Raw genomic sequence first — 9,027 nt, forward strand, 5'->3', positions numbered from 1 at the left:
GCCGCGCCCAGCGTCACCATCAGCGGCGCGGCCTGCAGGATCGCCGTGGTCGTCGCAAGCGGCACGAAGGCGAGGCTGAGCGCGAAGAACAGCCGGCCCACCAGTTCGAAGGCGGTGCGGATCAGCAGGCGGCGGCGCAGGTACTCGACGCTCCAGGCCGGGATGCCGTGGCTGCGCGCCCACAGGATCGACAGCACGAGTGCCACCAGCCCGAAGACCAGCGTCGCCATGCCCGGCGAGGCATGACGCGTCGCCGCCTTGAACAGCGCGTCCTCAATGCCGAAGCCCAGCATGGCGAGGCACATGAACACCGCGCCGCGCACCGAGCCGGTCATCGCTGCGCGTCACGCATCGGAAAGCCGCGCCAGCAACGCCTTGGCGGCGGCATGCTCGGCCTGCCGCTTGGATCCCGCGCTGGCGGTCTCGGTCTCGCCCGACGCCAGGCGCACCTCGATGGTGAAGCGCGGCGCGTGGTCTGGACCGTCGCGGCCGGTCTCGACGTAGTCCGGCGTCGGCATGCCGCGCGCCTGCGCCCATTCCTGCAGCGCGGTCTTGGCGTCCTTGGAATCCGCCTCGACCCGGTCGATGCGACGGCCCCAGTGACGCAGGATGAAAGCGCGCGCCGCGGCGTAGTCCGCATCGAGGTAGACGGCGGCGATCACCGCCTCCATCGCGTCGCCCAGCAGCGCGATCTTGCGACGCCCGCCGGACAGCTGCTCGGACCGCCCCAGCTTCAGCGCCGAGCCGATGTCGAGATCCTGCGCCACCTCGGCGCAGGTCTCCTTGCGCACCAGCGCGTTGTAGCGCGGCGCGAGCTGGCCCTCGGTGGCGTCGCGGTCGGCTTCCAGCAGCGCCTCGGCCATCACCAGGCCCAGCACCCGGTCACCGAGAAATTCCAGCCGCTGGTTGTCCTCGCGCCCCGGCCCCGAGCGCGAGGCATGGGTGACGGCGCGCAGCAGCAGGTCGGGGGTGGCGAAATTATGCCCCAGCCGGCGCTCGAGCGCCCTCAGCTCGTTCGACACCTTCATTCGATCTTTTCGAAGAACCGGTCGCCGCGCCACGTCCAGAAGAACAGCATGGAACTGCCGGCGGAGGAGAACACGACCCGGTTCGCCCGGCCGATCAGGTTCTCGTAGGGGACGAAGCCGACGCCGCCCACCACCGACGGCACGCGGCTGTCGGCCGAGTTGTCGCGGTTGTCGCCCATGAAGAAGTAGTGGCCTTCGGGGACCGTGTAGACCGGCGTGTTGTCCGATCCCTGCGAGGCGATGTTCAGGATCGAGTGGCTGTGCCCACCGGGCAGCGTCTCGACGAACTTCTCTTTCTCGCAGGTGCCGCCGGGGCCGACGGGCGCGTTGGCGCAGCGCGGGCGCAGCTGCTGCGGGCCTTGGGGTGCCGCGACCTCGGTGAAGGTGCCGTCGGGCTCGACCGAGACGGGCTCGTCGTTGATGAAAAGGACACCGTCCTTCATCTGGATGCGCTCACCCGGCAGGCCGATCAGCCGCTTGATGAAGTCGCGGCCGGTGCCGGGGTGGCGGAAGACCACGACGTCGCCCCGCTCGGGCTCGTTGCCGAACAGACGCTCGTTGTCGCCGTCGAAGATGCCGCAGATGTCACGCGCATCGATGTCCAGACCCAGCGCCGGCACGATGATCGACGGGCACGACGCGTAGGAATAGCCGTAGGCCATCTTGTTCACGAACAGGAAGTCGCCGATCAGCAGCGTGTCCTTCATCGACCCGGAGGGAATCCAGAAGGGCTGGAAGAACAGGGTGCGAAAGACGCCGGCGATGAGCAGAGCGTAGACGACGGTCTTGACGGTTTCGAGGATCCCGCCGCCGCTTTTCTCTTTCGCCATGTATGCTGCTCCCGGTGCCTGACTGCCGCTTCATGGGCGTGGGGCATGAGCATGTCAAGCACGCGCCCCGGTGCCCGCAGGGGTGCGCGGCGTCAGCCCTGCATGGCGATCGGGCGCGCCTCGATCACCACGAAGGCCTGCGCCCAGGGATGATCGTCGGTCAGGGTGACGTGGATGATCGCCTCGTGTCCCGGCGGGGTCATGGCGTCCAGCCGTTCCTTGGCCCAGCCGGTGACCTGCATGACGGGCTGACCGGTGCGCAAGTTCGACACGGCCATGTCCTTCCAGGCGATGCCCATGCGCAGCCCGGTGCCCAGCGCCTTGGAACACGCCTCCTTCGCGGCCCAGCGCTTGGCATAGGTGCCCGCCACGTCGCGGCGGCGTTCGGCCTTGCGCTGCTCGGTCTCGGTGAAGACGCGGTTGCGGAACCGGTCGCCGAAGCGATCGAGCGTGCCGGCGATACGGTCGATGTTTGCGAGGTCGGTGCCGATGCCCAGGATCATGGTCAGGACATACCTCAGGCGCGGAACAGGGGAAAGCTGACGCCCAGCGCCCAGGCCAGGATCAGCCCAAGCGCAAGGCCAGCGGTCACCGGCCCCGCCCGGCGCGCAGCCGCGCGGCCCATCGTGCCGAAGGTCAGCCAGAACAGGACGGTGACCGGCGCGATCATCACCAGGAAGAACAGCCGTTCGGTGTCGAGCACGACCGCAGCGATCAGCGAGGCGAGGAAGGCCAGTCGCGCGACGACCCGCTGCCACAGCGGCGTGCCCCAGGCCAGCCAGGCATCGGCCAGCATGAACGGCACGGCGCCCAGACACAGCGCGGCGATGATCGGAACGCGCGGGCCGACGGGCCAGAAATTCGCCCCGTAGCGGTCGAGCGCCACACCGAACACGCCCAGCCCCCAGGCAATCAGAAGGGCCGCCATCGCCGGGCGCGGCCACGACAGGCCCGCGCGCCCGCGCATCCACGCCAGCAGCGCGATCTGCAGCACGCCGTACAGCGCCAGATGCAGAGCGAGGTAGTCCGCCACCAAGACCGGCAGCACGCGCGTCTCGATCGGTGCGGCAAGCAGCGGCACCGCGATCGCGGGGAGCAGCGCCACGGCAAGGAACGCGGGCGCACGCCACGGCGCATAGGGCGGCGTACGCTTCGGTAGCAGGCGCGCCAAGGGCCCGAACAGGGCCGTGACCGCCGCCAGAAGGGCCAGCAGCGCCCAGCCTGTCAGGGGCGTCCCGGCTTGCCCGGCGCGGCCGTAGAACCCGTTCAGCCAATCCAGCGCGGCCTGCCGACCCGCGCGTGAATGCAGGATCGCCACGTGCTCGACCCAAGGCGCCAGCAGGGCCTGCCGGCGCACGTCGTCCTCGCGGACCGTCTCACCGGATTGCGCGGCGGGATCGACCATGCGCGCGGCGCGCATGGCGAAATCGGTGAGGCCCGGCTCCCACGCTCCGGTGATGATCAGCAGGTCGGTCGGATGCCGCGGCTTGATCGCGTCGGAGAAGGCGGACAGCAGGACGACCGGCCCGACCTCGCGCGCGTCGGCCACGCGGACCAGCACATCGGTCGCCATCGAATGCCCCAGCAGCGCCACCGGTGCACCTGCGCGGTCGACCGCGTCGACCACCGTGAGCGTCTGGTCCACCAACCGCTGCGTCGTGCCGGACAACGCGCCGACGTCGCCCGACATGGGCACGGGATTGCGGCCGTGGCCGAGAAAGTCGAAGGCGTGCACATCGTAGCCCGCCCGCGCCAGCACCAGCCCGTAGCCCTGCATCATCTGCCGCGAACCGGCGAAGCCGTGCGCCACGACCACCGCCGGGCCGCCGCTGCCGTCGCTCATCCGCGTGACGGGCGTTTCGCCGACGTTGTACCGCGTGATTTCGACCCCGACGCGTGCCCTCTCGAGCACGGTGATCGCCCAGGCCGCCAACAAAAGCGCACATACCGGCACGACCCAGGCGCGCAGCGCCCGCACGGGTCAGCCCGCGCGCTCAGGCACGGGCCGCGTCCATCAGGCGACGCATCTCGGCGATGGCGGGCTGCAGCCCGCGAAAGATCGCCTCGCCGATCAGGAAGTGGCCGATGTTCAACTCCATCACCTCGGGGAAGGCGGCGACGGCGCCGACCGTGTCGTAGGTCAGCCCATGGCCCGCGTGCACCTCGAGGCCCAGCGAGTGCGCGTAGGTCGCCATCTCGGCGAGGCGGGCGCATTCGGCGTCGCGCTCGTCCAGCCGCCCCTCGGCGTGCAGGTCGCAATAGGCGCCGGTGTGCAGCTCGATCACCTGCGCGCCGATGCGATGCGCGGCGTCGATCTGCGCGCGGTCGGCGGCGATGAAGATCGACACGCGGCAGCCGGCCTCGCGCAGCGGCGCGATGAAATGCGCCAGCCGGTTCTCGTCCTTCGCGACCTCGAGCCCGCCTTCGGTGGTCCGCTCCTCGCGGCGTTCGGGCACGATGCAGACGGCATGCGGCTTGTGACGCAGCGCGATGGCCTGCATTTCGTCGGTGGCGGCCATCTCGAAGTTGAGCGGCACGCTCAGCGTCTCGACCAGCGCGTCGATGTCGGGATCGGTGATGTGGCGCCGGTCCTCGCGAAGATGCGCGGTGATGCCGTCGGCGCCGGCCTCTTCGGCGATCTTGGCGGCGCGGACAGGGTCGGGATAGGCGCCGCCGCGCGCGTTGCGCACCGTGGCGACGTGGTCGATGTTCACCCCCAGCCGCAGGCGGCCTGCATAGTCGGTCATCGTACTGCTCCCCTCGCGGTCTCGCGTCAAGCTAACGCGACGGGCGGCGGGCGCAATGGGGCGCGCCTATTCGGCGCCGCCCTTCTCGACCTTCTTGCGCTTCAGCGCGCCCAGCTTGGCCTTCAGCACGCCCTTGCGACGGCGGTTCTGGTAGGCGGTGATGATCGGCAGCGAGACGTGGAACATCACGAAGCCGGCGATCAATCCGGGGATGATGCCGCCCACGAGGTAGGGAAAGAACACCTCGTCGTAGAAGATCGCGAGGTCGGTCCAGTCGGCGCGCGCGCTGGTGAACAGCGCCTCGAAGTTGCGCCACAGGTCGCGGCCGGCGCCGACGAACTTCTGGCCGATGCCGCCATGCTCGCCAGTGTCGGTCAGGCCGAGGATCCAGTAGCCGGTCTTCATCGCGATCACGCCGATCGGCACGTAGGTCAGCGGGTTGCCGAAGAACGTCGCCAGCAGCGCCGCCACGACGTTGCCCCGCATGACGACGGCCAGCCCCGCGGCGATGAAGAAATGCAGACCGTAGAACGGCGTGAAGGTCGTGAAGACGCCGGCGAAGATGCCGCGGGCGATGCGATGCGGCGGGTCGGGCAGCCGGTTGAGCCTGTGCGTCACGTAGCGGGCGGCCCGCGCCCAGCCGCCGCGCGGCCAAAGCGCCTGAAGCACGGCCTTCCAGACGGGCCGTCTGTCGCGTCGCTTGAAGACCAAAACCGCCCCTTCCCGGTGCGTGTTGCCGTTTACTCGGCCGCGGCGCGGGTCTGGGCCAGGCCCGGGTCGCGGCGGCGTTCGACCGAAGCGACGTTGCTTTCAGCCTCCAGCGTCGACAGGATCATGTGCAGATGCTCGGCATCGCGCAGGTCCACGTCGATCAGCAGGCGGTAGAAGTCCGGCTTGCGGTCGACAAAGTTCAGGTCCGAGATATTGGCGTGGCCGTCTCCGATCAATGAACAAATCCGGCCAAGCACGCCGGCGTCATTGGTTATGGTCAATTCAAGCGTGACGGTGTGGATCGGCGGATGGATGCCCTCGGCCCAGTGCAGGTCCATCCAGCGCAGGGGCTCGTCCTCGTACTCGGCCATGGCGGCGCAATCGATGGTGTGCACGGCCACGCCGCGGCCGCGATGGGTGATGCCGACGATGCGCTCGCCCGGAAGCGGCTGGCAGCAGCGCGCGCGCTCGAACGCCTGGCCGTTGGCCAGCCCGACGATGGCGCGGCCGCCGTCGACCTCGGGCGCGCGGGCAGGCGTCAGGTTCGGATAGACCGAATCGATCACCTCGCGCGTGGTCAGCTCGGCCCGGCCCAGCCCGGCCAGCATGTCCTCGGACGATTCGAAGCGCAGCGTCTTCGCCGCCTTGTCGAGCGCCTTGTCCGTGGCCTTTTTGCTCACGTTCTCGAACGCCGCGCGCACCAGTTCCAGCCCAAGACGCGCGAAGCGTTCCTTGTTCGCCTCGCGCAGCGCCCGCCGGATGGCCGAGCGCGCCTTGCCGGTGGTCGCGATCTCCAGCCACGTGGTCTGGGGCGTCTGGCCCTGCGCTGTGATGATCTCGACCGACTGTCCGTTCTTCAGCCGCGTCCACAGCGGCACGCGGATGCCGTCGACCTTGGCGCCGACGCAGGCCGAACCGATTCGCGTGTGGATCTGGTAGGCGTAGTCCAACGGCGTCGCCCCCTTGGGCAGCTTCACCACGTCGCCCTTGGGCGTGAAGCAGAACACCTGGTCGGAATACATTTCCAGCTTTACCGCCTCGAGGAAGGCGTCGTGGTCCTCTTCCGCGTCGAACTGCTCGGTCAGCGAGGCGATCCACTTGGCCGGATCGACGGCGAAGGGGTTCTCGGACCGCACGCCGTCGCGGTAGGACCAGTGCGCGGCCACGCCCGTTTCGGCCACGTCGTGCATCTGGGCGGTGCGGATCTGCACCTCGACCCGCTTGCCGTCGCGGCCCGACACCGTGGTGTGAATCGAGCGATAGCCGTTCGATTTCGGCTGGCTGATGTAATCCTTGAACCGGCCCGGCACCGCGCGCCAACGCTGGTGGATCGCGCCGAGCGCGGTGTAGCAATCGGCCTCGGAGCGGGTGATCACGCGAAAGCCGTAGATGTCCGACAGGCGCGAGAAGCCGATCTTCTTCTCCTGCATCTTGCGCCAGATCGAATAAGGCTTCTTCGCGCGGCCGAAGACCTCGGCCTGCACGCCGGCCTTTTCTAGTTCCAGCCGCATGTCGCCGGTGATCCGGTGGATGATGTCCCCGGTTTCCTTCTGCAGCGTCACGAAGCGGCGGATGATGCTGCTGCGACCTTCGGGGTTGAGCACGCGGAACGACAGGTCCTCGAGCTCTTCGCGCATCCATTGCATGCCCATCCGGCCCGCGAGCGGCGCGTAGATCTCCATCGTCTCGCGCGCCTTCTGCACCTGCTTTTCCGGGCGCATGGCCCGGATGGTGCGCATGTTGTGCAGGCGGTCGGCGAGCTTGACCAGGATCACGCGCAGGTCGCGCGACATGGCCATGAAGAGCTTGCGGAAGTTCTCGGCCTGCCGCGTCTCGGAGCTGGAAAGCTGCAGGTTGGTCAGCTTGGTCACACCGTCGACCAGCTCGGCCACCTCGTGGCCGAATCGCTGCTCGATCTCGGTGTAGGTCGAGCGCGTGTCCTCGATCGCGTCGTGCAGCAACGCGGTGACGATCGTCGCGTCGTCCAGCCGCTGCTCGGTCAGCAGGGCCGCGACGGATACGGGATGCGTGAAGTAGGGCTCGCCCGACTTGCGGAACTGACCCTCGTGCATCGCGCGGCCGTAGTCGTAGGCCGCGCGGATCAACCCGGCGTTCGTCTTGGGGTTGTAGTTGCGGACCAGCGCAACGAGATCGTCAGCCGCGATCATGTCCGTCACACTCCGGTCCGCGGACGCGTTCAGCCCTGGCCCTGCGCCTCCATGAGCGCGCGCAGAAGCTTCTCCTCGGACATGTCGTCGTCCTGGGGCTTGTCCTGCTCGGCACCCATGAGGATCGCCATGGCGTCGTCCTCGGGCTCGTCGACCTCGATCTGGGTCTGGTTCGATTCGATCAGACGCTCGCGCAGATCCTCGGCGGACTGGGTCTCGTCGGCGATCTCGCGCAGCGCGACGACGGGGTTCTTGTCGTTGTCGCGATCGACCGTCACCGCCGCACCGCTGGCAATCTCGCGCGCCCGGTGGGCGGCAAGCATCACAAGCTCGAAACGGTTGGGGACCTTGTCGACGCAATCTTCGACCGTCACGCGGGCCATGGGCGGCCTCCCTCGATGTCATCTGCAGAAGGCATGCATGTAACGTGGGCACGTTTGGATGACAAGAGCGATCCCTCAGGTCGGAACGGGCTCGGCGCGCTGTTCCGCGGGCAGATCGGCCAGCATCTGCCGCACCGTGCGCCCCAGGACCGGGTGGCGCCAGTCCGGTGCGACATCGGCCAGCGGCACCAGCACGAAGCCGCGTTCGGCCAGGCGCGGATGCGGCAGAATCAGTGTCTCGGGCGTCTCGGACGCCTGGCGGTCGGGCGGCAGGCCCTGCCACGCGTCGAACCCGGCGCGGTCCGGCAGGATTTCGCAGTCCTGCGCCAGCAGATCGAGGTCGAGGCTGCGGGCACCCCAGCGCTGCGTCCGGTGGCGGCCGAACTCGGCCTCGATCCCGTGCAGGATGTCCAGCAGCCGGCGCGGCGGCGGCGCGTCGCGCAAGACGATGCAGGCATTGACGTAATCGGGCCCTGCGCCGGCCGGAAAACAGGGTGTCACGAAGAACCGGCTGACCCGCGAGGGCACCAGACCCGCCTGCCGCATCGCCTCGATCGCGGCCGCCAGAGTGGCCCGCCGGCCCATCCCCGCGCCGCCCAGATTGGAACCCAGTGCCACGAATGACTCGGCTTGCCCTTGTGGCTCATTCATCAGATCGTTACCTACCCGGACGTCGCCGACTTAGTCTTATCGACTACGTGGTCAAAAGTGATGGCGTAGCGATAAGCGGTTTTCTCCTGGTTTCAAGACGGGGCATCGTCTTCTCCCTCTCGGTGAGAGGCCCGGTGCCCAGAGGAACATGCCATGTTTTACAAGGACGAACGGCTTGCGCTGTTCATAGACGGGTCGAATCTCTACGCAGCCGCGCGGGCGCTGGCGTTCGATATCGACTACAAGCTGCTGCGGCAGGAATTCGCGCGGCGCGGCAAGCTGGTGCGCGCCTTCTATTACACCGCGCTGCTCGAGAACGAGGAATACTCGCCGATCCGTCCGCTGGTGGACTGGCTGCACTACAACGGCTTCTCGATGGTCACCAAGCCGGCCAAGGAGTTCGTCGACAGCCAGGGCCGCCGCAAGGTCAAGGGCAACATGGACATCGAGCTGGCCGTCGACGCGATGGAGCTTGCGCCGCGCCTCGATCACATCGTGCTGTTCTCGGG

At 68.4% G+C, this 9,027-nt stretch carries 10 protein-coding genes and 1 pseudogene; 1 reads left to right on the forward strand and 10 read right to left on the reverse strand.

Going from position 1 to position 9,027, the window contains the following annotated elements; genetic code table 11:
• The 10 genes and pseudogenes from ACFDTC_RS16000 to folK all read right to left on the reverse strand — a co-directional run.
• Positions 1–335: pseudogene (locus tag ACFDTC_RS16000) on the reverse strand (EamA/RhaT family transporter); the annotation flags it as partial.
• 9 nt (positions 336–344) lie between these two features.
• Positions 345–1,028, reverse strand: a complete 684-nt coding sequence (rnc, locus tag ACFDTC_RS16005; protein WP_375259884.1) for a ribonuclease III — start codon at positions 1,026–1,028, stop codon at positions 345–347.
• Positions 1,025–1,858, reverse strand: a complete 834-nt coding sequence (gene lepB / locus ACFDTC_RS16010; protein ID WP_375259885.1) for a signal peptidase I — start codon at positions 1,856–1,858, stop codon at positions 1,025–1,027. Before lepB ends, rnc begins: the two co-directional genes overlap by 4 nt.
• A gap of 92 nt (positions 1,859–1,950) precedes the next feature.
• Entirely contained in the window at positions 1,951–2,361 is a 411-nt protein-coding gene (acpS, locus tag ACFDTC_RS16015) for a holo-ACP synthase (protein WP_375259886.1), read from the reverse strand.
• Between the two features lie 14 nt (positions 2,362–2,375).
• Positions 2,376–3,770 carry an alpha/beta hydrolase gene (locus ACFDTC_RS16020; RefSeq protein ID WP_375259887.1) on the reverse strand — a complete coding sequence of 465 codons (1,395 nt, stop codon included), beginning with the start codon at positions 3,768–3,770 and terminating at the stop codon, positions 2,376–2,378.
• 82 nt (positions 3,771–3,852) lie between these two features.
• Entirely contained in the window at positions 3,853–4,605 is a 753-nt protein-coding gene (locus tag ACFDTC_RS16025) for a pyridoxine 5'-phosphate synthase (protein ID WP_375259888.1), read from the reverse strand.
• A gap of 66 nt (positions 4,606–4,671) precedes the next feature.
• A complete protein-coding gene (locus ACFDTC_RS16030; RefSeq protein ID WP_375259889.1) occupies positions 4,672–5,316 on the reverse strand; it encodes a DUF2062 domain-containing protein in 645 nt (214 codons plus the stop codon).
• A gap of 29 nt (positions 5,317–5,345) precedes the next feature.
• Entirely contained in the window at positions 5,346–7,484 is a 2,139-nt protein-coding gene (locus ACFDTC_RS16035) for a RelA/SpoT family protein (RefSeq protein WP_375259890.1), read from the reverse strand.
• Between the two features lie 29 nt (positions 7,485–7,513).
• Entirely contained in the window at positions 7,514–7,867 is a 354-nt protein-coding gene (gene rpoZ / locus ACFDTC_RS16040) for a DNA-directed RNA polymerase subunit omega (RefSeq protein WP_375259891.1), read from the reverse strand.
• Positions 7,868–7,942: 75 nt separating this feature from the next.
• Entirely contained in the window at positions 7,943–8,485 is a 543-nt protein-coding gene (gene folK, locus ACFDTC_RS16045) for a 2-amino-4-hydroxy-6-hydroxymethyldihydropteridine diphosphokinase (protein ID WP_375259892.1), read from the reverse strand.
• Between the two features lie 186 nt (positions 8,486–8,671).
• Here folK and ACFDTC_RS16050 point away from each other — a divergent pair.
• On the forward strand, positions 8,672–9,027 hold a 356-nt coding region (locus ACFDTC_RS16050; RefSeq protein ID WP_375259893.1), incomplete at its 3' end, for an NYN domain-containing protein.

It is taken from the genome of Citreimonas sp. (genome assembly GCF_042096055.1).
Classification (GTDB): domain Bacteria; phylum Pseudomonadota; class Alphaproteobacteria; order Rhodobacterales; family Rhodobacteraceae; genus Citreimonas.